The 19,615-nt window shown below is 51.7% G+C and carries 23 protein-coding genes and 1 pseudogene; 8 read left to right on the forward strand and 16 right to left on the reverse strand.

The window, feature by feature from the left end; all coding sequences use genetic code 11:
• Nucleotides 1-36: 36 nt before the first annotated feature.
• From E3U44_RS13650 to E3U44_RS13670, 7 genes are all read right to left on the reverse strand, one after another.
• On the reverse strand, nucleotides 37-357 hold the full coding sequence (locus E3U44_RS13650; protein ID WP_134358695.1) for a chaperone modulator CbpM: 321 nt from the start codon (nucleotides 355-357) through the stop codon (nucleotides 37-39).
• 3 nt (nucleotides 358-360) lie between these two features.
• Nucleotides 361-1,308 carry a DnaJ C-terminal domain-containing protein gene (locus tag E3U44_RS13655; RefSeq protein WP_134358696.1) on the reverse strand — a complete coding sequence of 316 codons (948 nt, stop codon included), beginning with the start codon at nucleotides 1,306-1,308 and terminating at the stop codon, nucleotides 361-363.
• Between the two features lie 2 nt (nucleotides 1,309-1,310).
• Nucleotides 1,311-1,571 carry a TrkA C-terminal domain-containing protein gene (locus E3U44_RS20090; RefSeq protein WP_240761488.1) on the reverse strand — a complete coding sequence of 87 codons (261 nt, stop codon included), beginning with the start codon at nucleotides 1,569-1,571 and terminating at the stop codon, nucleotides 1,311-1,313.
• A complete protein-coding gene (locus E3U44_RS20095) occupies nucleotides 1,568-1,837 on the reverse strand; it encodes an NAD-binding protein (RefSeq protein WP_240761489.1) in 270 nt (89 codons plus the stop codon). The genes E3U44_RS20090 and E3U44_RS20095 overlap by 4 nt, the downstream gene beginning before the upstream one ends.
• A 49-nt stretch (nucleotides 1,838-1,886) precedes the next feature.
• On the reverse strand, nucleotides 1,887-2,426 hold the full coding sequence (locus tag E3U44_RS20100) for a potassium transporter TrkG (RefSeq protein WP_240761491.1): 540 nt from the start codon (nucleotides 2,424-2,426) through the stop codon (nucleotides 1,887-1,889).
• Nucleotides 2,386-3,261 (reverse strand): potassium transporter TrkG, encoded by an 876-nt coding sequence (locus tag E3U44_RS20105; protein ID WP_240761493.1) that lies wholly within the window; start codon nucleotides 3,259-3,261, stop codon nucleotides 2,386-2,388. The genes E3U44_RS20100 and E3U44_RS20105 overlap by 41 nt, the downstream gene beginning before the upstream one ends.
• Before the next feature lie 163 nt (nucleotides 3,262-3,424).
• Nucleotides 3,425-3,958: a hypothetical protein gene (locus tag E3U44_RS13670; protein WP_134358697.1), complete on the reverse strand. Its 534-nt coding sequence runs from the start codon at nucleotides 3,956-3,958 to the stop codon at nucleotides 3,425-3,427.
• Between the two features lie 439 nt (nucleotides 3,959-4,397).
• On the opposite strand from E3U44_RS13670, the gene yhbY reads away from it, so the two are divergent.
• Nucleotides 4,398-4,688: a ribosome assembly RNA-binding protein YhbY gene (gene yhbY, locus E3U44_RS13675; RefSeq protein ID WP_134358698.1), complete on the forward strand. Its 291-nt coding sequence runs from the start codon at nucleotides 4,398-4,400 to the stop codon at nucleotides 4,686-4,688.
• 28 nt (nucleotides 4,689-4,716) lie between these two features.
• Here yhbY and E3U44_RS13680 read toward each other — a convergent pair whose 3' ends face one another.
• Genes E3U44_RS13680 through E3U44_RS13690 form a run of 3 tightly spaced genes read right to left on the reverse strand, consistent with a single transcriptional unit; the run spans nucleotide 4,717 to nucleotide 8,235 of the window.
• A complete protein-coding gene (locus E3U44_RS13680) occupies nucleotides 4,717-6,096 on the reverse strand; it encodes a YhjD/YihY/BrkB family envelope integrity protein (RefSeq protein WP_240761495.1) in 1,380 nt (459 codons plus the stop codon).
• A gap of 14 nt (nucleotides 6,097-6,110) precedes the next feature.
• Nucleotides 6,111-6,881 (reverse strand): slipin family protein, encoded by a 771-nt coding sequence (locus E3U44_RS13685; RefSeq protein ID WP_134358699.1) that lies wholly within the window; start codon nucleotides 6,879-6,881, stop codon nucleotides 6,111-6,113.
• A complete protein-coding gene (locus E3U44_RS13690) occupies nucleotides 6,874-8,235 on the reverse strand; it encodes an NfeD family protein (protein WP_206054981.1) in 1,362 nt (453 codons plus the stop codon). The genes E3U44_RS13685 and E3U44_RS13690 overlap by 8 nt, the downstream gene beginning before the upstream one ends.
• An 85-nt stretch (nucleotides 8,236-8,320) precedes the next feature.
• Here E3U44_RS13690 and thiS point away from each other — a divergent pair, with 85 nt between their 5' ends.
• Together thiS and E3U44_RS13700 are read left to right on the forward strand one after the other, a co-directional pair.
• Nucleotides 8,321-8,551 carry a sulfur carrier protein ThiS gene (thiS, locus tag E3U44_RS13695; RefSeq protein WP_134358701.1) on the forward strand — a complete coding sequence of 77 codons (231 nt, stop codon included), beginning with the start codon at nucleotides 8,321-8,323 and terminating at the stop codon, nucleotides 8,549-8,551.
• Between the two features lie 45 nt (nucleotides 8,552-8,596).
• The gene (locus E3U44_RS13700; protein ID WP_134358702.1) at nucleotides 8,597-9,385 is read left to right on the forward strand and encodes a thiazole synthase; all 789 of its coding nucleotides are present in this window, start codon (nucleotides 8,597-8,599) and stop codon (nucleotides 9,383-9,385) included.
• Between the two features lie 13 nt (nucleotides 9,386-9,398).
• On the opposite strand, the gene E3U44_RS13705 is transcribed toward E3U44_RS13700, so the two are convergent.
• Together E3U44_RS13705 and E3U44_RS13710 are read right to left on the reverse strand one after the other, a co-directional pair.
• Nucleotides 9,399-9,620: a hypothetical protein gene (locus tag E3U44_RS13705; RefSeq protein WP_240761496.1), complete on the reverse strand. Its 222-nt coding sequence runs from the start codon at nucleotides 9,618-9,620 to the stop codon at nucleotides 9,399-9,401.
• 6 nt (nucleotides 9,621-9,626) lie between these two features.
• Nucleotides 9,627-9,983: pseudogene (locus E3U44_RS13710) on the reverse strand (transposase); the annotation flags it as partial.
• A gap of 738 nt (nucleotides 9,984-10,721) precedes the next feature.
• Here E3U44_RS13710 and E3U44_RS13720 point away from each other — a divergent pair.
• Complete coding sequence (locus E3U44_RS13720) at nucleotides 10,722-11,174, forward strand: hemerythrin domain-containing protein (RefSeq protein WP_134358704.1); 453 nt, start codon at nucleotides 10,722-10,724, stop codon at nucleotides 11,172-11,174.
• Nucleotides 11,175-11,195: 21 nt separating this feature from the next.
• Here E3U44_RS13720 and E3U44_RS13725 read toward each other — a convergent pair whose 3' ends face one another.
• A complete protein-coding gene (locus tag E3U44_RS13725) occupies nucleotides 11,196-11,702 on the reverse strand; it encodes a ZIP family metal transporter (RefSeq protein ID WP_134358705.1) in 507 nt (168 codons plus the stop codon).
• Nucleotides 11,703-11,843: 141 nt separating this feature from the next.
• Between E3U44_RS13725 and E3U44_RS13730 the strand changes: the two genes are divergently transcribed.
• On the forward strand, nucleotides 11,844-12,704 hold the full coding sequence (locus tag E3U44_RS13730) for an MBL fold metallo-hydrolase (protein ID WP_134358706.1): 861 nt from the start codon (nucleotides 11,844-11,846) through the stop codon (nucleotides 12,702-12,704).
• A gap of 71 nt (nucleotides 12,705-12,775) precedes the next feature.
• Here E3U44_RS13730 and E3U44_RS13735 read toward each other — a convergent pair whose 3' ends face one another.
• The 3 genes from E3U44_RS13735 to E3U44_RS13745 are packed head-to-tail and all read right to left on the reverse strand — an operon-like array spanning nucleotide 12,776 to nucleotide 16,365.
• Nucleotides 12,776-14,320 carry a sigma-54-dependent transcriptional regulator gene (locus E3U44_RS13735; protein ID WP_134358707.1) on the reverse strand — a complete coding sequence of 515 codons (1,545 nt, stop codon included), beginning with the start codon at nucleotides 14,318-14,320 and terminating at the stop codon, nucleotides 12,776-12,778.
• Between the two features lie 43 nt (nucleotides 14,321-14,363).
• Nucleotides 14,364-15,716, reverse strand: coding sequence for a hypothetical protein (locus E3U44_RS13740; protein WP_134358708.1), 1,353 nt, complete (start codon nucleotides 15,714-15,716; stop codon nucleotides 14,364-14,366).
• Nucleotides 15,706-16,365, reverse strand: a complete 660-nt coding sequence (locus E3U44_RS13745; RefSeq protein ID WP_166805087.1) for a PspA/IM30 family protein — start codon at nucleotides 16,363-16,365, stop codon at nucleotides 15,706-15,708. The genes E3U44_RS13740 and E3U44_RS13745 overlap by 11 nt, the downstream gene beginning before the upstream one ends.
• A gap of 386 nt (nucleotides 16,366-16,751) precedes the next feature.
• Between E3U44_RS13745 and E3U44_RS13750 the strand changes: the two genes are divergently transcribed.
• The 3 genes from E3U44_RS13750 to E3U44_RS13760 all read left to right on the forward strand — a co-directional run bounded on the left by E3U44_RS13750 (nucleotide 16,752) and on the right by E3U44_RS13760 (nucleotide 19,536).
• Nucleotides 16,752-18,089, forward strand: a complete 1,338-nt coding sequence (locus E3U44_RS13750) for an FAD-binding oxidoreductase (RefSeq protein ID WP_134358710.1) — start codon at nucleotides 16,752-16,754, stop codon at nucleotides 18,087-18,089.
• Between the two features lie 35 nt (nucleotides 18,090-18,124).
• Nucleotides 18,125-18,472: a hypothetical protein gene (locus E3U44_RS13755; protein WP_240761498.1), complete on the forward strand. Its 348-nt coding sequence runs from the start codon at nucleotides 18,125-18,127 to the stop codon at nucleotides 18,470-18,472.
• Nucleotides 18,473-18,675: 203 nt separating this feature from the next.
• On the forward strand, nucleotides 18,676-19,536 hold the full coding sequence (locus tag E3U44_RS13760) for a helix-hairpin-helix domain-containing protein (protein ID WP_134358712.1): 861 nt from the start codon (nucleotides 18,676-18,678) through the stop codon (nucleotides 19,534-19,536).
• The last annotated feature ends 79 nt before the right edge of the window (nucleotides 19,537-19,615 follow it).

Below are 19,615 nucleotides of genomic sequence, written 5' to 3' on the forward strand. Positions count from 1 at the left end.
GTTTTGATATTTTCCTATCCTATAACGCTCCCTTAATCAACGGAGCAACGAGAGACGGTACTCTAACTCGCGGATCTGGGCCTGTAGCCGTTCTCGCTCTTCTAGCAATTCGACAGCCAATACCGCCCCCGCCATATTAACCTCTAGATCCTGGGAAAGACGCAGTACTTGGCGTACACGACAGGCAGCGATACCAGGGAAAAGCCACCGCTCTGGCCGACTACCTTGGGGGTTAAGCAAACCCAGCTCTACCATCTCGAAAACAGTTTCAGGAGTAATTCCGCAGATCTCAGTCAATTCCGTTAGGGTAAAGTGATCCTCATCAATCACTACGCCTGTCACAACTGAATTTTTCATGGGTTACATTCCCCACTTCTGACGAGGATTAAAAGGCATAGCTTTGGCAAGATGGCGATAAGCCTCCCGTGCCGCTTCGCTCTCCGCCTGGGGCAAAACCACGTGTAGCACCACATATTGATCACCAGGTGGGTTTCCTGGCAAACCCCGGCCCTTGAGCCGTAAGCGGTGACCGCTTTGAGAACCTGGAGGGATCTTCACTTTGACCTCACCGCCTAAGGTCGGCACGAAAAGATCTGCGCCCAAGGCAGCCTCCCAAGGGGCAACAGGTAAATCCACATAAATATCCTTGCCCTCAGGGCGGTAGAGGGGATGAGGTTGAAACACCACCTCCAAGTAGAGATCCCCTGGGCGTCCCCCACCCATTCCTGGTGAGCCCTGGCCTGGTAACCGGATCTGCTGACCCTGGGTCACCCCTTTAGGGATCTTAACCCGCAAACTACGAGTACGGTTCACCACCTGCCCTTGGCGGCTGACTTCAGGGACTTCTAAGGTAATCGTGCGCGTCGCCCCCTGATAGCTATCTTCTAAGCTGACCTCTAACCGGGCGTGTTGGGATTCACCAGGCCTTGGAAATCCAGTTGTGGTCCGAGTCGTCCGGCGAAAGGGCGCACCACCAAAAAGAGATTCAAAGAATTCCCCTAAATCGGCAAAATCCGCTGCACCGAAACCGCCAGGGCCGGACCAATAGCGCTGTTCCCACTCCGGTGGTGGACGAAATTCCTCTCCCGTTCTCCACCCTGAGCCCAACTGATCGTAAGCAGCCCGTTTTTCCGGGTCTTTGAGCACCTCATAGGCTTCATTAATTTCCTTAAAATGCTCCTCAGCCTGAGGTTCCTTGCTGACATCCGGGTGATACTTGCGGGCCAAGCGCCGATAGGCCCGCTTAATTTCCTCCGGGGACGCAGTCCGAGGCAACCCCATGATTTTGTAATAATCCTTATATTCCATAGCTATTTTTGGAAAACTTGAGAGGTGGATTGCTGCCGTTGAGGCGTCCAACGCTCCTCTAGCTTAGCCAAATTCTGCCGATGGGTGATAATCACCACTTCATCTTTGGCTTCCAGCAAAGTTTCCGGTTCCGGAATAAGAAATTCGTGATCCCGATAAATACAAATCACCCGACTGTTCTCAGGTAAATTAAGCATTTCAATGGATCCTTTATCCTGCTCCCGAACCACGAATGAAAATACCCGAGCTACATCCCGGATCATCGTGGTAAGCTCCAAAGGCTAGCGAGGATATTGGCCTGATCATTACCCGTCAGACAATATAAAATATGCGTATCCGCTGGGTCAGCTTGGCGTAGGATAGCAGGTTTACTGCCATCGCCATGTAAAAACCCACAGTCAAGCTCTTCGGCCAAGGCATCGATTCGCTCCTTTCTGCGCTCAACAAAAATCACTTCATGTCCGCGCTTAAAAAGTAAGCGGGCTGTCATCACTGCCAAAGAACTTGCCCCAATAAAAACCGCTCGCATCGTTCAAGATCGCCTTCTTGATAATAATATAGCAAAGCGGCTGGCTATCTCACCGGGATTGAGTCCGCCGCCCTATCCAAGTACGAGGATAGCAGAGAACTAACAAGGCAATAATCTCCAACCGGCCGAGCAGCATATCGATACAAAGCAAGAGCTTTAAGAAAGGATGCAGCCCGGGGCCAGTAATTCCCGTGGAAAGGCCCACCGTTCCCGTTGCCGATACCACTTCGAACAGCGCATTCAAGGAAGGCTCCCCCAAAAGCACAAACCCTAACCATGAAAACACCACCACCAATCCGAATAGCATAATCAATAGCAGAATCTGCTGAATTTCCTCCTCCTGCAAAATTCTCCCCGCTAACCTAGGCTTGTGGACAGCTTGGGGAGGGAGGGCCGTACGCTGAATAAGCAGCTGAACCAAACGCAAAAAAATCAATAGCCGCAGTATCTTGATGCCACCAGCGGTAGAACCGATCCCCCCTCCCACACTCATCATCCCCATCAACAATAGTTTCGAAGCAGGATCCAGATCGGCTACCTCAAGGTTACTAAAACCGGCTGTGGTCAGCGCAGAAAAGCCAAGCAGCAAGCTCTGGGGAAGACTCTCCGCCCAAGATAACCCCACCAAGGCATGAAGGCGCCATGCCAGAATCCCTGCCCCAACCAACCCCATCAATAACTTGGCGCCAACCCAAGTGATAAATAAGGTAGTAAAGTGGTAGGGGTATGGCGCCCCCCAAAGCCAATAAGATCACCGCCCAGCGGGCAACGTCGGTATCTAATCCCAGCAAGCTTTCATCCGAAGGGGAAAATCCTCCCGTGGAAACGGCGGAGAGCCCGTAGATCAGAGCACTGAAAAAATCTCCCTGAATGGCCCACAGCACCCACAACCCCCAACCAGTCAACACTCCATAGACCACCAACATCCGCCGAGCATGAGTCCTTGCCGTAGTGATCAGACCCTCAGCAATCAAACCCTCAGCCCTCCCAACGGGTTCAGTCAGGCGCCGGGCAGCCACATGCTGTCCCATGAGCAGAGCAGCAGAAAGCACGACAATCCCGAGCCCGCCGTACCATTGCATCCAAGCCCGGGCAAAGAGAAAGGTCTGGGATTTATCCTCAACGGTGGCTAAGGTGGACAATCCCGTCGTCGTGACCGCAGACACAGCCTCAAAGAGGGCATCCACAAAGGAAAGGCCTTCACCCATGAGGGGAAAACTCATGAACAGAGGGGCTAGAATAAAAGTAAGGGCAACTACGACTAAAGCTTCATTGGTCTGGACCTGGGCCGGTACAGACAATCGTACCCAGGGAACGGCGAAGAAGCTTAGAACAAAGATAACAGCAAGATAACGAAAGCTGAGTTCATACTCACTGAAGATGACCGATGCCCCGAGAGGAGGAAGGGTCAGAATCGCCAGCATAGCGATTAACTGACCCAGGTACTTTGCAACTACCTGGCCGTGAACAGCATAGCTGAGAGTCGAGGTTCCTTCGTCCAGAGTCGCCTCTCCTCCAAACGATGACTAGACAGAAATCTGTTGTGGGAAAAAGGCAAAGTCCCCTCTGCTCCTTTGGCTACTTGCCTCACCCCACCAAACTAGAAGCCATGGGGCCACCCACTAGAAACACTAGCAACAGGTGCCCTAAAGATAGACCAAGAGCTGGCAGAAAATTCCAAGCCAAAGCAGTCTTTAGCAGAACGGTATTGATTAATATTTTCCACAGCAAAAGCGGGAGTGTTAAAAAAGTGACTACCCGAGAAAAACGTTCCTCAGGAAGGGGTAAATCGCTTAAAAGAAACAAAAGAAACAACTGGGCAAGACACACCACAAAGCCCGCGCTAGCCATCGCTGTCAACGTTTGCAGTATTCGATTATTGAATCTAAGTAGCATCAACGGCACACTAGCCACCAAAGCAAGCAGTATGGCATCGAATACTCCCAAAAACCCCGCGGCTGCTATTGAGTGATCAAACGTTTCTACCCACATCCGGCCCAAGATATAGGCTATCAAGCTCCCAGTAAGGAGCGCAGTTGAAGAAGGTACCTTCTGCGGTCCAGCCTCTAACCGACATATCACATATAATGTCTTGACAAAATCAATCATTTTTGAGAACATTTTCGGCCCACCTTTCAAGGCACCATTAGAGGTGCGTTTTCTTATTTTTCCAAAGTGGTAACAACCCTTTCTGTCACTATAGCACTTCTCGTTTAAAGGCGTTTAGGGCAACGCGCTGACCCCAAGTCCAATGGAATTCTATCTAAATGGAAACCGCTATATCCCACGCTTTTCGCCGTCTCTCCCGACCTTTCGTTCTCCCCTTGCCTATCCTCATCAGCGAGGAAATCCATCTCCCCTCAGGGTTTAAGGAAGAAGCGACTATAACGCAATAACTTGCTTCGTGCCATATCATCCCATCAAAACATACTATTTTTTACTTTAAAATTAACTAATAAGTCACTGTTATGATTAACATTGTCACAAAAAACTATACTTCAATTAAAGGCCTAGGTAAAATTAAAAACAGATAATTATCTTTAAGTCTTCTTCACCCATCATGCCACTTACCAAAAATCAAGTACGCTACCTACGAGCTCTAGCCCATTCTCTAAAACCGGTGGTGATCATAGGCCAAAACGGAGTGACGGAAGCCGTGCTGGAAGAAATTAATAACGCCTTAGAGCACCATGAGCTTATTAAGATCAAAATCCATGGTGCTGAACGGGAAGAACGCTCGGCAATGATTAAGTATATCCTCGAGGTGACTGAAGCAGAGTTGGTGCAAATTATTGGCAGGACTGGCGTATTTTACCGGCGTGGGGAAAAAGCCCGATTGGCCCTGCCTTAGCAGGTGATTCATCTAAAAATGCTGTGCCCTAAGCAGGAGCGTTTACTCCCCCATTTGTCTTCGACTTAACCTGAAATTTACCCCTTATTAAATCTTTTAAGGTGGCCTCCTTTAACGCCTGGTCCAAAGCCTGCTCAATTTTTTCTATTACCCCATCCACAGCGGGCATTTTAAGGGGCGCCTGTTCCAAGGGAAAATCCTGTTCTTCCATCCGCCGAATAATCTCCACTACTTTTCGTATAGTGACGGTATCTGGATCTTGGCTCAGCAAATAACCGGGAGGCTCATCACTAGTTTCTGTTATCCAATGCTCCTTTTCCAGGGATTCAAGAATTTCCTTCATTAAATAACCGGGAAGACCCAACCGCTCAATCAAGTTCTCTAGTGTAAGGGGGGAATGCCCCTGGTGGAATGCTTCTCCTACCTGAATCAGGATAAGTAGCGCTACTTGCTCTTTAAGACGATTACTCAGGCGCAAAGACTCTTGCTTAGCCAAACTTATCATTTGAGGATATTGGTGGTAATACGCCACCTGCGCCCCTATCAACAGGATAAGCCAGCTAATATAGATCCAAATCATAACGAGAATCACAATGGCAAAACCGGAATAAATGGCATCGTATTTGGTAGAGGTGGCCACAAAAAAAGCGAAAAGGAGCCCCGTAGTCTCCCATAACACCCCGGCTACCGCTCCCCCCACCAAAGCGCTGCCTAACTTAACTTTAGTATTGGGGAGAAAGATATAAACAAAGGTAAAACCGCCGATGACGAGTAGGTAGGGCAGCAGTTGACTTATCGCCACTAAAACTCTACCCAAAAATTCCAACTCTAAGAGGGTTTGAATGAAACTAGTTTGCAAGACCGATACGGTCGCTCCTATCGCTGAAAATACTAGCACGGGGCCTATGAGTAGCACGCTAAGGTAATCACTAAAACGCCGGAGAAAAGGGCGCTCTGCTTTAATCCGCCAGACCTGATTAAAGGCGCTTTCAATCTTCTGGATAAGAGAGATCACCGTGTAGAAAAGTAGTCCCAATCCTATGGATCCCAGCACGCCGACATTCAAATTTTCCACGTACTGGATAATCTGAGTAGTAATCTCCTCACTCCGCGGCCCTAACGGCAGCAGAAAATGATGCAGTACTGGCTTTATCTGATTATGGACACCAAAGGCTTTGAGCACCGAAAAACTGACTGCCAGCAAGGGGACCAGGGAGAGCAAAGTGGTATAAACTAAGCTAGTAGCCCACAAAGTAAGCTCTCCCTCAAGAATTTTCTGTGATATTACCTGGATGAGATTAAACTTTTGGCGCAAAAAAGCCCGCCACCCGCGGTCCTTTCCTCCTTCAGAAGGCTGCAATTCTTGCTTAAAACGCGACTTGGCTTCTTGCCAAAAGGTTCCCATCATAGGGCCTAGCTAACCTATTCTCCTATTTTATTCTTGCGCTTAGTGGCAGTCTCCAATAAGGGCGAAATCAAATCAAGGGGTAAAGGAAACACTACAGTAGAACTTTGGTGGGTAGAAATATCTTTGAGCGTCTGCAGATAACGTAACTGGATCGCTCTGGGATCCGCCGACAAAATCTTAGCGGCCTCCAACAGCTTGTCGGCTGCTTGTTTCTCCCCTTCCGCATTGATGATCTTAGCCCGCCGGGAACGCTCGGCTTCCGCTTGTTGAGCAATGGCACGGATCATGCTTTCATCAAGATCCACATGTTTAATCTCTACATTAGCCACCTTGACTCCCCAGGCATCAGTTTGTTCATCCAAAATCTGTTGGATATCGTTATTGAGCTTATCCCGTTCAGCCAGCATCTCATCTAGATCATGCTGACCTAATACCGAACGTAAGGTGGTCTGGGACAATTGGCTAATAGCCGTATCGTAATCTTCTACTTGGATAATGGCATTCTCCGGGTCAACGACCCGGTAGTAGATCACCGCATTGACCTTCACGGACACGTTGTCTCGGGAAATGACATCCTGGCTAGGCACATCCAACACCACAGTCCGCAACGCCACTCTCACCATCTGTTGAATGCCAGGGATAAGAATAATCAGTCCTGGCCCTTTTACTTTCCAAAACCGCCCCAGCATAAAAATAACGCCCCGCTCATACTCCCGCAGGATGCGGATAGCGAGAACGAGAAAAGCAACAACCACTGCCAGCACATAATAGAGCGCCTCAATCATGATGATCTTCCTCCGGTTCCGGCCTTACTTTCAACATTAATCCCTCCAATCCCGTTACCCGTACCCGTTGGCCCAACGCTAACGGCTCAGCTGCCTGGGCCGACCATACCTCTCCGTGAAGGCGAACGGTCGCTGTGTCCCCCGATACCCCTATCACCTTACCCACCGCCCCTACCATCTGTTCCCGCCCACTCACCACCGGCCGCTGCTGGGAGCGGATCGCCAAGGACAGCACCACAAACAGAAAAGCCGCACTGGTCAAGGCCGCCGCAATAATCAAAGGCCAGGAAATCTCATAACCTGGCACATTGGTATCCAAGAGGATGACTGAACCAATCACAAAGGCAATAACCCCGCCCACCCCTAAGGCTCCAAAACTCGGCACAAATACTTCAGCCACCATAAAGGCGATCCCCAACACCATCAGCGCCAGCCCCGCAGAGCTGATGGGCAGAACCTGAAAGGCATAGAAAGCGAGCAAAAGAGAGATGGTCCCCACCACTCCCGGCAAGATAAAACCCGGATTGGCCAGTTCGAAAATCAGCCCATAAACCCCCACCAGCATTAAGATATAAGCCACATTAGGATTGGCAATGATCGCCAGTAGCCGATCCCGCCAGTTGGGCTCAACCCGACTAATGGTCATCCCGGTAGTACGTAAGGTGGTTTCACCCCCTGCCACACTCACGGTCCGTCCGTCAAGACGCTTGAGCAAAGTGGGGATATCCGCAGCAATGAGATCGATAACTCCTAGCTCTAGGGCCTCTTGGGCCGAAAGGCTGGCAGCCTCCCGTACCGCCTGCTCTGCCCATTCCGCATTCCGGCCCCGCTGGGCGGCTAGCCCTTTGATATAGGCCACGGCATCATTGATCGCCTTATGGGCCATAGCCTCTTGGGATGACTGCCCCTCTTCTTTTCCCTCCCCTTCCTCTGGCGACGGCGGGGCCCCCATAGGAAGCTGTACAGGCGTTGCTGCTCCCAGATTAGTGGCGGGGGCCATAGCGGCGATATGACTGGCGTACATGATGTAGGTACCGGCACTGGCCGCCCGGGCCCCACTAGGGGCCACGTACCCCACCACGGGTACAGGGGAAGCCAAGATATCCCGGATGATATCCCGCATGGCCCTATCCAGCCCCCCCGGGGTGTCCATCCGCAAGATGATAAGCGCCGCCCCCTTATCTCCCCCTCTTTCCATTGCTCGCTGGACATAACCACTGACAGCGGGCCCGATCACACCTTGGATATCCAATAACAGGACCGTTCCCCTGGAGCCCTGATTTTGCTGCGCTGGCACCGATAATCCTATACAAAGACAGGCAATGAACCCCAAAACCCACAGATAGCGTTTCATTGCGAACAAAGGTGCGGCTCCATTAAGAAATTGATTAATGACTATGTTTTAATAATAGACAACATTAGCTAGTAATCGCACCACGATGGAAATTTTATTAAACGGCAAAACTCACCAGGTACCGGAAGGCTGCCTAGTCTCAGAGCTCATTATGCTATTGGAACTCCAGGGAAAACGGCTCGCAGTGGAGATCAACCAGGAAATCGTCCCCCGCAGCGAACATCCCCATTGGCGTCTGCAACCGGGCGATAAAGTGGAGATCGTCCATGCCATTGGCGGCGGTCAAACTCTAGACAGCGGCGATAACCGCCTTTAATCGGTATAATAGGCCCCATGAGCAAATCCCAAGAGGGAAGATCAAATGAGCACAGCTGATACTCCGTTAGCGGTCGCAGGCCAAACCTATCATTCCCGACTCCTGGTAGGGACCGGTAAATACCGGGACCTGAAGGAAACTCAGGCGGCCATTGAAGCCAGCGGTGCCGAGATCGTCACTGTGGCGGTTCGCCGAAGCAACATTGGGCAAAATCCCGGTGAACCCAATCTGCTCGATGTCATTCCCCCCCATCGCTACACCCTTCTCCCCAATACCGCAGGCTGTTACAGTGCTGAAGATGCGGTGCGCACCTGCCGCTTAGCCCGGGAGCTACTAGACGGCCATGACTTGATGAAGCTGGAAGTCCTGGGAGACGAAAAAACCCTTTTTCCCGATCTGGTAGAGACCTATAAGGCCGCTGAAGTGCTCATCAAGGAAGGCTTCCAAATTATGGTCTATACCAATGACGATCCGATTGCCGCTAAGCGCTTAGAAGAGATGGGCTGTATTGCAGTCATGCCCCTAGCAGCGCCCATCGGCTCCGGGCTGGGTATTCGGAATCCCTACAATATCCTGGAAATTATCCAGAACGCCACGGTGCCTATCCTGGTAGACGCGGGGGTGGGCACCGCTTCCGATGCGGCGGTTGCCATGGAGCTAGGCTGTGACGGGGTGCTCATGAATACCGCCATTGCCGGAGCTCAAGATCCCATTTTGATGGCCTCGGCGATGAAAAAAGCGGTGGAAGCAGGGCGCAAAGCCTACCTTGCCGGGCGTATTCCGCGGAAACGCTATGCCAGTGCCTCCTCCCCCCTGGAAGGCACTTTTTTCTAAAATTTTCAATGAATTAATAAATTAACTCGACCCAGCGCCTCCCCCCAATGAGTAAGGCCTGCTCAACCGCCGGTGGTATAGCTCGGGCACGCCCATTGTACGCCGTCCCAAGCTCCAGCAAGCCTGCTAACCCGCGGGCCCGATACCCCTCCAACCAGGGATAAAGGGTGGAGGGATGGCGCCCTAGCACTTTCCCCAAGGCTTTGAGTTCGGTGACTTGCTCGCTCTTGAGCAAATATTAAGCGATCAGGGCAGCGACCCAATGGACCATAAAGTTAGCGATGCTGCGATGGCGGGTGTGCTCAATTTGGGAAATATTTTTGAATTGATCGTTGACCGTTTCAATGAGGGCCCGTTTTCGGGTGAGGATCTTATCGAACAGGGGTAGGAGTTTGTTTTTCATGTTTTTCTTGAGCTTAGTAATGAGTTGCAAGTCCCGCTCAAACAAGAGCTCGAAGAGGGGCTGAGAAATATACCCTTTATCCCCGAAGAGTTTTCCAAACCTCCCTCGGGTCATCTCGAGAACGGGTTGGCGGTCATCGACATTCGCTGGGGTCAGCTTGAAGGCGAGCCGTTCCCCTTCATCGTTGATGATCATTCGATTGATGGCAAAACATTTTACATGGGAATTCAAAAGCCCCTTATATCGGACCCTAGCAGGACTCTCATCCGTAGCATTGGAAAATAAAACTATCAGCCAGGATATTGTTAAGGATGCTCTGAAAGGCTGGGAAATTATTGGCGATTAATTGGGAAAATTTCCCAGAGGGGGATTCTGCCCCCAAAACTATTAAAACTTCACCTCTTAGGGCCTGTAAATTCTTAATAAATTATTTGCTCCAACAACACACGGCAACCCGCCGCGTGACAGAAAAATTAGGAGCAATCTATGTCCTCACAAAACCAAAAAGAATCTAAAAACTCACTCATCCCAGTCACCAAGTGGAACGATCACCATCCATGGCCACCAATAGGTGGGCTCCGTCATCTCATATTTTTTTCTGAAACCAACGACTTTAAGTCGGCCTTTAAACGGGTAGGTCGCCGCGTTCTAGTGGATGAAGCAGAATTTTTTAGGTGTGTAGAGGCTCGCAATAACGAAGTGGCGTCGATCAGCACTGCCTAGAGCGGTCTACACAAGTCATCTTTGACAAAAGCTTCTTCTATTCGGCTACGGACATTTCTTCAATCGCCTGTAAAATTTACTCTCTATCGTTGCCCCTTTAACCTGTATTTACCTCTATTTTTGGGCTAAGCCGACCTGGCACCCATTTTGCTTTTTGTAATGAGCACAAGGATACTCACTTTACCTTTCTTTAAGCTCTGGGAGCCTGCAATGGATGCCATTCAGCTACTAAAAATTGATCATGACGCCGTCAAAGCGCTTCTCAATGAACTTGCCTCTACGACCAAACGTGCCGAGAAGAAACGTCAGGATTTGCTTGCGCGCATCGGCAAAGAAATTGAAATCCACACCCGGGTTGAGGAAGAAATCTTTTATCCCGCCATTAAAAAAGCAGGGAAAAAGGTGGAGGATGAAAGGCTGTACTTTGAAGCCCTTGAAGAGCACCGCGCGGTGGGAGAACTTGTTTTACCGGACCTGCAAGCAACCTCGCCCGCTACCGATCAATTCAGTGGCCGTGCCAAGGTACTCAAGGAACTCGTCGAGCACCACGCTGATGAGGAAGAAAAAAAGATGTTTCCACGTGCCAAAGAGCTGCTAAGCAAGGAAGACTTAGTAGAACTTGCTAAGCAGATACAAGCTCGAAAAGCTGAACTTGGCGCCTAGCGGTTGCATAACTTGCTGGCACTACTCTAGCGTACGGGAGAAAATAGCGGCAAGAAAACCGAATAGCGTGGATAGCCCAACCACTGAGCCGCCTTTGGAGTAGGCTTCTGGCAGCATGGTTTCGGCGATCATTGTCAGCATAGCGCCCGCTGCTACCCCTTGCATGGCAGAGAAAACCGGCACCGGCAACCCCCCAAAGAACAGGCTGCCGAGAACAGCGCCAAAGCCCGTAAAAACCATCAAGGAACTCCACATAAAGAGGATTCTGGAAAAGGATAACCCTTGCTGGCGCATCCCCAGGGAGCTGGCAAGGGCCTCCGGATAATTAGACAAAAACAAGCCTGCAAGAAGATAAGCACAAACGCCGGGTTTTAGAACCCGGCGGCGGTATTTGCAAACCCAAACCACATGATATTGCAATCGGCAGGATACCCCCTGCACCACCCCTACCACCATAGGCCCCGGATCTTCCAAAAATTTATTCCAGACATCAGCGGACTGGGAAGCATGATCCACATGGCAAATCAATTGGGTATACCTTTCCGGAAAGGCTAGTTTGGGTCCAGCCGCAATACCTTTAAAAAGCAGGATTAATCTCTATAAAATAGATGCGTTGAGTGTCTATGCGGCCAAAAACGGCAGCAAGTAAGTAGATAGGAGATAACCCCCGTGAAACCCCATATACAGGCTTTCTTTGACTCTGGGACTTCAACCATTTCCTATGTGGTGCGGGCCCCAGGCGACCCGGCATGTGCCCTAATCGATCCGGTTCTGGACTACAGCCCTAAGGCGGGCCGCACCAGCACCACATCGGCGGATCAACTGATTGACTACGTGCGCGAGAACGGGTTAAAAGTGGAATGGATTCTGGAAACCCATGCCCATGCCGACCACTTAAGTTCAGCCCATTATCTGAAGCAGCAACTCGGAGGACGCATTGGTATTGGCGAACATATTACCCAGGTCCAAAAAAAATTTAGCCACCTGTTCAACCTAGGACCTGACTTCAAAACCGACGGCTCCCAATTTGATCACCTCTTTTCCGATGGCGAACGTTTTCAAATCGGCGCCCTTGAGGCCCACGTCCTTTATACCCCTGGACACACCCCTGCTTGTATCACCTACCTCATTGGCGAGGCGGCATTTGTGGGAGATACCCTATTTATGCCGGACTACGGCACCGCGCGAGCGGACTTTCCAGGGGGCGACGCCAGGGCCATGTACCGTTCAATCCAGCGTATCTACGAACTGCCCGACAAAACCCGGTTGTTTATGTGTCACGACTACCGGCCCGGTGGGCGCGAACCCCGTTGGGAAACCACCATTGCCGAAGAAAAGGCCCACAATCCTCTGGTTAAGGCCGGAATCAGTGAGGAAGAATTTATCCGCAAGCGAATCGAGAAAGACCGCAACTTGGCCCCACCGGTGCTGATCCTGCCTTCCCTGCAAATCAATATTCGCGCAGGTGCACTCCCCCCACCGGAGGATAATGGCATCAGTTATTTGAAAATTCCCCTCAATCAGCTTTAGTTTTCAGCTTTAGTTTTTGGCGGTGCACAGCACCTCTGCTGTGCACCCTTCTCCATCCGGAGAAGGGCCATTTAGTCTTCCTTCGAAGCGCCGGCTTGAACATGTTTTTTCACCGTGCGGCGATCAAGAGCGGTGATGGTGGCGACAGCTTCATAGGTTCCGTGCCGTCGATACAGCATTTGGCAATAGGCAGCCAACAGTTGCGGCGCACTCAATTTACCCTGGGTCGCCTGGCACAACCAAGATCCATGATCAGTCGGCGCTTCGGCTCCCTGGTAGTCTCCTTTGAGAATAATCCGCCGTACCGCCTGTTCTAACTCTCGCACATTGCCTGGCCAGGCGTAATCCGCCGGCAGGCATTTATTCAGGACTTGCAGGATTCGATCGATTAAATCCTCGGCGGCTTGGCCCGTAAGCCGCTTGGCCAATAATCCCACCAATTGCTTCAATTCGGCGGGAGATTCCTGAAGCCGTCTCCGCAAGGGCGGGACTTCAATGACATCCGATGAGAGACGGTAATAAAAGTCATCACGAAACTGCCCCTCCCGACGCAGCGCTGGAAGGGAACGATGGGTGGCGGCAATCACCCGCCCGGCAAAACGGAGGGGGGAATGACTCCCTACCGGCGTGAATTGCCTTTCTTGCAGCACATTGAGCAGTTTGATCTGCACCGGTACCGAAACATCGCCAATTTCATCCAGGAATAAGGCCCCATGGGGACTGCAACGCTGGAAAAGACCCTTATGGTTGTCAATGGCGCCGGTAAAGGCCCCCTTCCGGTGGCCAAACAGCTCCGATTCAATCAAGCTCTCCGGAAATTGAGATAAATTGATGGCGATGAAGGTTTCGGTAAAGCTATAGGTAAACCGTCGGCTCTTAAGATCAAAGGGGATTAATCCCGAGCGGCCAATAGCCGCCGCCGCTGACCCCTTACCGGTTCCAGTCTCCCCCAGCAGCAGGGTGGAGAAATCCTCCATCCGGTCCCAAAGGTGGTCCGCATAGAAACGGGCATCCGTAGTAAAGACGTTGTTCCACAGGGCATGGCGCAGACGGGTCATGGAGGGAGAATCCCCCACCAGGGCATGGGCAATAAAAAAATAGGCGCGGCGCAATTGATAAAATAAGGCCAAATAACGCCCCGCCTCCTCAATAGAAAAGCCGCGATTTTGGAGTTTATCGATGAGTTCTTCGGCAAAAGGAACAGGTGCGGGGGCTGCCCCCTTGACCATTTGAGTTTGAATTAACTGATCCCATTGCGCCACATAGCGATCATAGAGCTGGAACAAAAAAGCATACTGGAGCAGCCGACGGTCCTGGAGTGGGACTGCCTGAATACGGCAAAGGCCGCGAGACTCCAAACGGGCCAGCCACTGTTCCAAAGGGGGAATCAGGGCACTATAGTGATGATCATCCGGTACTGGGGTAGGACCTTGGATTTGACTTCCCAGGGAAGCCAACCGGTCTTTTTGAAAGCTAAAGGGATTGGAGAAGATGACCTCGGTGAGCAGAGCAAAGAACTCCCGCTCTTCCGAAGTCAAAGGTTGCTGTTTGACCGTCACCGGTTGGGAGTAAAGGGGCAATAAAGGAACACCGATGTTCCCCCCACGGGGGGACATCGGTGCAGCAGGAAAGTCATCGGACTCAAAGTGATCCCCCCTCCTAATACTCCCAAGATTTAAATTGCTGCCCCCACTGGGTCAAACGGAGCTTCAGTTGGGGGCCACGGAGCTTCAGTTGGGGGCCATGGCGTTCAATCACCGACCCGGTGAGAATGGCGGCCACCCCTAGCACCGCCAAACTTCCCCAGCTTCCCAGGTCAAACGCGGTGATAGCATATTGCACTTGGAAGCTAAGGCCGGCTATCAGCATTACCAAGCCCATGCCAAAGACCAACCGCTGCTCCATGAGATAACCACACACCAGCACGCCCATCCCCATCAGCAGACACAAAATGGCAGCGGCAACCCCCTCATAGAGGACTAAATTAGCCAATAAGCCCACCGTCATCACCACGGCCGCCTTGCGGCGGTAACTAGCCCCACTGCCTGGGGTACGCAAACTGATTTCAAAAATCATGGCTGCCGCCGCCCAGGAGAACACCGCAAAGGCGTAGGCATCGCCTCCCTTGATGACCTTATCCACCACCGCCGCCAATCCCAATCCGGTGGTCAAGGCGGGGAGGATGGCCAATTGCTCGCTAAAACTGCGGAGCTTGGAGCGGCTATTCAGCTCCAGGGCCACCTGGCGCAACATAAGAAATGCCGTTACCGACATGGCGGTAAACAAAAAGGCGTCGGCGGTATAAAGCCAAACCGTGCGCCCAAACAATAGGGCCAGGGGCAAAAACTGCAATCCCCGCGCAAACGCTCCTTCCAGGGTTTTCATGGCGGTGTCACGGTGCCCGACACGGGCAGTCCACCAGAGCACAAAGACCGTCAATCCCAGCAATACCCAAGCCACAAACGTCTCTTCCCGCAAGGGAATCAGTAAGACCCCATTCGTGGCCAAAAAGAGTCCCGTCAAAGGCCCAGCGGAATGCCGGGCCAATACCCGAAAACCTAACCAGGCAACCGGCGCCAACACCAGGACGGCACCGGCAAGCAGCCCCCAGGTGACCGTAAAGCTTTCTGCCTGCCAGGTGGCAAAGACAGGATAGGCAGTACTATTGGCGTCAGAAGCGGAATAAACAAAGGCCCCCAGAATAGCGAAATTAGCCGGCACCGAGACCAATGCCAACAGCAATAAAAGGCGGGCCCCCTTGCTTTCCCGCAGCCAGTGACCCGCGCCAAAGCCCATCACTGCCAAACCTGCGGTATGGGCGAGCAGCAGCAAATAACGGTAACTATCATTGCCGCTTTCCCAGCCCTGAAGCAAAAAAATAGAGAGAGAAGCCACCACAGCCACGGCCCCCACCCCCCGCAACAAGCGGGGTAAAAATTGAAAGTTAAAGCGGCTGACGGAGGGCTGTGACGCGGCAGGCTGCGCCACCTGGACTTGAGTTTCAGCATTCATGATGGTTCTCCTCCTTCAACAAAAGTTCATCCAATTCGGCGCGCAGGGCGTCCTGTTCCTCGGCATCGGCAAAACGTTGTTCCAAGCTATCCAGAAAGTCTGCGGTGCCCGCCTCGTACTCGGCCTCGGTGATACGGACCTCCCACCGCTCAAAGGCATCGGCAACATCGCCATCCATACGGGAGTCCACACGGGTGATGGAATTGAGAGCCTCAGCCGCCGACTGGCGGGTACGCATCAAATGACGCTTCTGGGTCATGTCGGCAACCCGCTCTTCCGCTTCTCTTACATCCCCTACCAAACGAACCTCCCCCTGTTGGTGATTTTCCCGCGCCTTTTCCAATTGGACCCGCTGGCGTTGACATCCCCGGCGGCGGCGCAGGCATTCTAACGCCCTATTCTCATCCTCTTTGGCAATGCGCCTGGCCCGCTCCGACCATTTGATTTCAGCTTCTCGCAGCTCAGCGAGCTTGGTTTCCAACCGCTCACCATCACTGCGGACCCGGGCCAAGCGAACCTTGGCTTTGGCGGTAGCTTGGCGGGCCTCCCGAATAGCAGCCTCAATGATGGCATCGTGGTTCTCCATCTGAGCAACCACCTGGTCGATGCGGGCGGTTAAGCTGGCAGATAGGCGTCTAAAGAAAGACATGATAACCTCCTCATGGTTTTTTCTTTCCCACGGAAGATAATCCAACTTCTGTGCCAGCCCGAACATTGACGACAAAAACATTAATAATTCAATAGCTTATTAAAAATAAAATACAAATAGGACTTTATTGGGAAATCAATAACAAGGGTGTAAATATACATATTTTGTGTATCTAAGTACATAAAATGTACTTTCTCGAACGGCTATCCTGCCACCTTTTGCTGGACCATATAGATTATTAGTGTTGCTACTGGATGAGGTTCAGCCTATCCTCAATATCAATGAGTCCTCGCCAATCACTTACCGCCAAGATTCGTAAGCTGGCCCAAGTCGCCAAAGCGCTCCGACAACTAGACCTTTAAAATTACCGCCACGACCCCAACCCCATGACCCAACCCGCTTACCAACAACGCCTGCAACAACTAAAATACGCCATTGGCCCCCCATCCCACCAGAAAATTCGCATCAAAAAGCGCACCACTTCCAATTTATTCCGTTATCAAGGCCGACAACCGGAAGCCACCAAGGTGGTTTCACTCCAAGACTTTAATCATATTCTCCATCTTGACCGTCACGCCCAAACCTTGGAAGTGGAGGGCTTAACCACTTACGAGCAAATTGTGGATGAAACGCTAGCCCACGGTTTTTTACCCACCATTGCCCCCGAATTGAAACACATTACTATTGGGGGGGCCACGGTAGGCATTGGGATCGAATCGGCGGGTTATCGTTATGGCTTTGTCCATGACGGCCTTATGGAAGCCGATGTCCTCCTCCCCGAAGGCCGCATCATCACCTGTACCGCCGACAATGCCTATTCAGACTTATTTCACGCCCTGCCCAACTCCTATGGCACTCTCGGCTATATTTTGCGGGCTAAAATCAAGTTAATCCCGGCAAAACCTTATGTACAGATTCGCCATACCCAATTTAATCAGGTCCATGATTATTTAGAAGCCATGAAAAAGGCGGTGGAGCTCGCCCAAGCGAATTTTATCGAAGGGCTTTTTTATAATCCCCACGAACTATATCTCACAGAAGCAAATTTTACTAAAAGTGCCCCTCAGCTTGACGATATTTATCAAAATATTTACTACAAAACGGCGCGACAGAAAGCCGAAATGTTTTTACCAACCAAGCAGTATATTTTCCGTTATGATCCAGACTGGTTTTGGAATGTACCTGAAACGGGCTTTTATTGGCTATTTCGCAAGCTTGCTCCCTTAAAAATGCGCAGTTCCGGCTTTTATAACCGCTATACCACCTGGAAAAACAAACTTTATAAAATTTTGCACATTGATGCGGATGAGGGCACCGAACAGCTCATTCAAGACTGGGAAGTACCCTGGGAACAGGCAGAAAATTTAGTCCATTTTGCTTTGGAAAATGTCGACTTGCAGGATCAGCCTTGGGTGGCGTTACCCATTATCCCCTCCCAATCCCCCACCCTCTACCCCCTCCAGGCCCATACCCTCTATTTTAATCTGGGCTGCTACTGCCTCACGCCCAAACCCAGAGAAGACGAGGATTTCTACTACACCAAACGATTGGATCAGGAATGCTTTCGCTTAGGGGGATTAAAAATGCTCTACTCTTCGACCTTTATAGATAAAAAAACCTTTGACTGCCTTTATAATGGTGCTGCCTATGACAGACTCAAACAAAAATATGATCCCCATCACTGTGCCCCCACTTTGTTTGATAAAGCGGTAGAAAACCAATAATCTGGCAATCTATTCTCGCTTGGCTCCCCCTGGTATTGATCGCCATTCTCAACGGGGCACTCCGCAAAGCCTGGTATGGCAAGCGTCTCAGCGAGCTACAGGCCCATCAAGTCTCTACCGTCAGCGGCCTCCTCCTGTTTAGCCTTTACATTTGGGCACTCCTCTGTCTGTGGCCCCTGGATTCCGCACAGCACGCATGGATCATGGGATTTACCTGGCTGGGGCTCACAGTGGGGTTTGAATTTCTCTTTGGGCACTACGTGGCAAAGCATTCCTGGAGACGACTTTTTCATGATTATAATGTCCTTGCTGGACGCCTATGGCTCCTGGTTCCGATCTGGATTATGGTGGCCCCCTATGTCTTTTATCGGCTAGGAAGTTAATATAGATACCAATCCCTTAAAACTCCCGAGCCCAAAATGCTTGGGGAATGGGATCATTAAGCAACGTCATGGCCTTTTATCGACCTTGATTTGATAAATGAAATAGGGCTATCAAAGGAGATGAATAATGCCCTATAGACTAATATGCTGCGCTCATCACCGCTATTCAGCCTTAAGATAGAACGGCATCTCTGCCCTTACCCATGCCATCAGTCAACCAGGAAGTTATACAACAACTCAACGAGATCGCCGATCTGCTGGAACAGCAGGGGGCGAATCCCTTCCGGGTGAGCGCCTACCGCAAGGCGGCAGACACAATCACCGGACTGAAGCATGGCGTGGAGCGCATCGTCGAGGAGGAGGGCATTGAGGGCCTCACGGCCCTGCCCGGAGTGGGTAGCGGCATTGCCCGGGCAATCTACGAGATTGTCGCCCGAGGTCGCTCGAGCCGGTTGGAGAGCTTACGCGGCGCCCTAGAACCGGAACAGGTATTTCAATCCATCCCCGGCATTGGTCCCAAGCTGGGCCAACGGATCCACGAGGCGCTCCAGGTGGACAGCCTAGAGGCGCTGGAAATCGCCGCCCACGATGGCCGCCTAGAACAGGTGGAGGGTGTAGGGCGCCGCCGGGCGGCGGCAATCCGCGCGGCGCTAGCCAGTATGCTCGGACGGCGGCCGCGGCGCCCGTCTAGCACTGGAGCTAAAGGTCCGCCGGTGGACATATTGCTGGATGTGGACCGGGAGTACCGGGACAAGGCCGAAGCGGGCCGGCTGCCCACTATTGCGCCGCGGCGGTTCAATCCATCCGGCGAGGCTTGGCTGCCGGTGCTGCATACCCAACGGGGACAGTGGCATTTCACTGCCCTGTATTCCAATACAGCCCGGGCCCATGAACTGGAGCGTACCCGGGATTGGGTCGTGCTGTACTTCTATGATGATCACCACTACGAGAATCAGCACACGGTGGTGACCGAGACCCGAGGTTCCCTGGCCGGCCAGCGGGTGGTGCGGGGCCGGGAGGCGGCGTGCCAAGAGTACTACCGTCAGGTGGAGGAAAGTGCCTAGGGGGCGGGTTTCCCTTTACAATCCAGAGCGATCTATCTCTATCACATAAATCCATCAATGCTCTATTTTCGAAGGCTAA

It is taken from the genome of Nitrosococcus wardiae (assembly GCF_004421105.1).
GTDB classification, from domain to species: Bacteria; Pseudomonadota; Gammaproteobacteria; order Nitrosococcales; family Nitrosococcaceae; genus Nitrosococcus; species Nitrosococcus wardiae.

Coding starts and splice junctions, on each gene's coding strand:
- yhbY (WP_134358698.1), top strand. CDS start 4,398: ATGCCACTTACCAAAAATCAAGTACGCTACCTACGAGCTCTAGCCCAT.
- E3U44_RS13740 (WP_134358708.1), bottom strand. CDS start 15,716: ATGAATGCTGAAACTCAAGTCCAGGTGGCGCAGCCTGCCGCGTCACAG.
- thiS (WP_134358701.1), top strand. CDS start 8,321: ATGGAAATTTTATTAAACGGCAAAACTCACCAGGTACCGGAAGGCTGC.
- E3U44_RS13685 (WP_134358699.1), bottom strand. CDS start 6,881: ATGATTGAGGCGCTCTATTATGTGCTGGCAGTGGTTGTTGCTTTTCTC.
- E3U44_RS13680 (WP_240761495.1), bottom strand. CDS start 6,096: ATGATGGGAACCTTTTGGCAAGAAGCCAAGTCGCGTTTTAAGCAAGAA.
- E3U44_RS13760 (WP_134358712.1), top strand. CDS start 18,676: ATGCCATCAGTCAACCAGGAAGTTATACAACAACTCAACGAGATCGCC.
- E3U44_RS13690 (WP_206054981.1), bottom strand. CDS start 8,235: ATGAAACGCTATCTGTGGGTTTTGGGGTTCATTGCCTGTCTTTGTATA.
- E3U44_RS13650 (WP_134358695.1), bottom strand. CDS start 357: ATGAAAAATTCAGTTGTGACAGGCGTAGTGATTGATGAGGATCACTTT.
- E3U44_RS13720 (WP_134358704.1), top strand. CDS start 10,722: ATGGATGCCATTCAGCTACTAAAAATTGATCATGACGCCGTCAAAGCG.
- E3U44_RS13670 (WP_134358697.1), bottom strand. CDS start 3,958: ATGTTCTCAAAAATGATTGATTTTGTCAAGACATTATATGTGATATGT.
- E3U44_RS13700 (WP_134358702.1), top strand. CDS start 8,597: ATGAGCACAGCTGATACTCCGTTAGCGGTCGCAGGCCAAACCTATCAT.
- E3U44_RS20090 (WP_240761488.1), bottom strand. CDS start 1,571: ATGATCCGGGATGTAGCTCGGGTATTTTCATTCGTGGTTCGGGAGCAG.
- E3U44_RS20105 (WP_240761493.1), bottom strand. CDS start 3,261: ATGCTGGCGATTCTGACCCTTCCTCCTCTCGGGGCATCGGTCATCTTC.
- E3U44_RS13750 (WP_134358710.1), top strand. CDS start 16,752: ATGACCCAACCCGCTTACCAACAACGCCTGCAACAACTAAAATACGCC.
- E3U44_RS13745 (WP_166805087.1), bottom strand. CDS start 16,365: ATGTCTTTCTTTAGACGCCTATCTGCCAGCTTAACCGCCCGCATCGAC.
- E3U44_RS13655 (WP_134358696.1), bottom strand. CDS start 1,308: ATGGAATATAAGGATTATTACAAAATCATGGGGTTGCCTCGGACTGCG.
- E3U44_RS13735 (WP_134358707.1), bottom strand. CDS start 14,320: ATGTCCCCCCGTGGGGGGAACATCGGTGTTCCTTTATTGCCCCTTTAC.
- E3U44_RS20095 (WP_240761489.1), bottom strand. CDS start 1,837: ATGCGAGCGGTTTTTATTGGGGCAAGTTCTTTGGCAGTGATGACAGCC.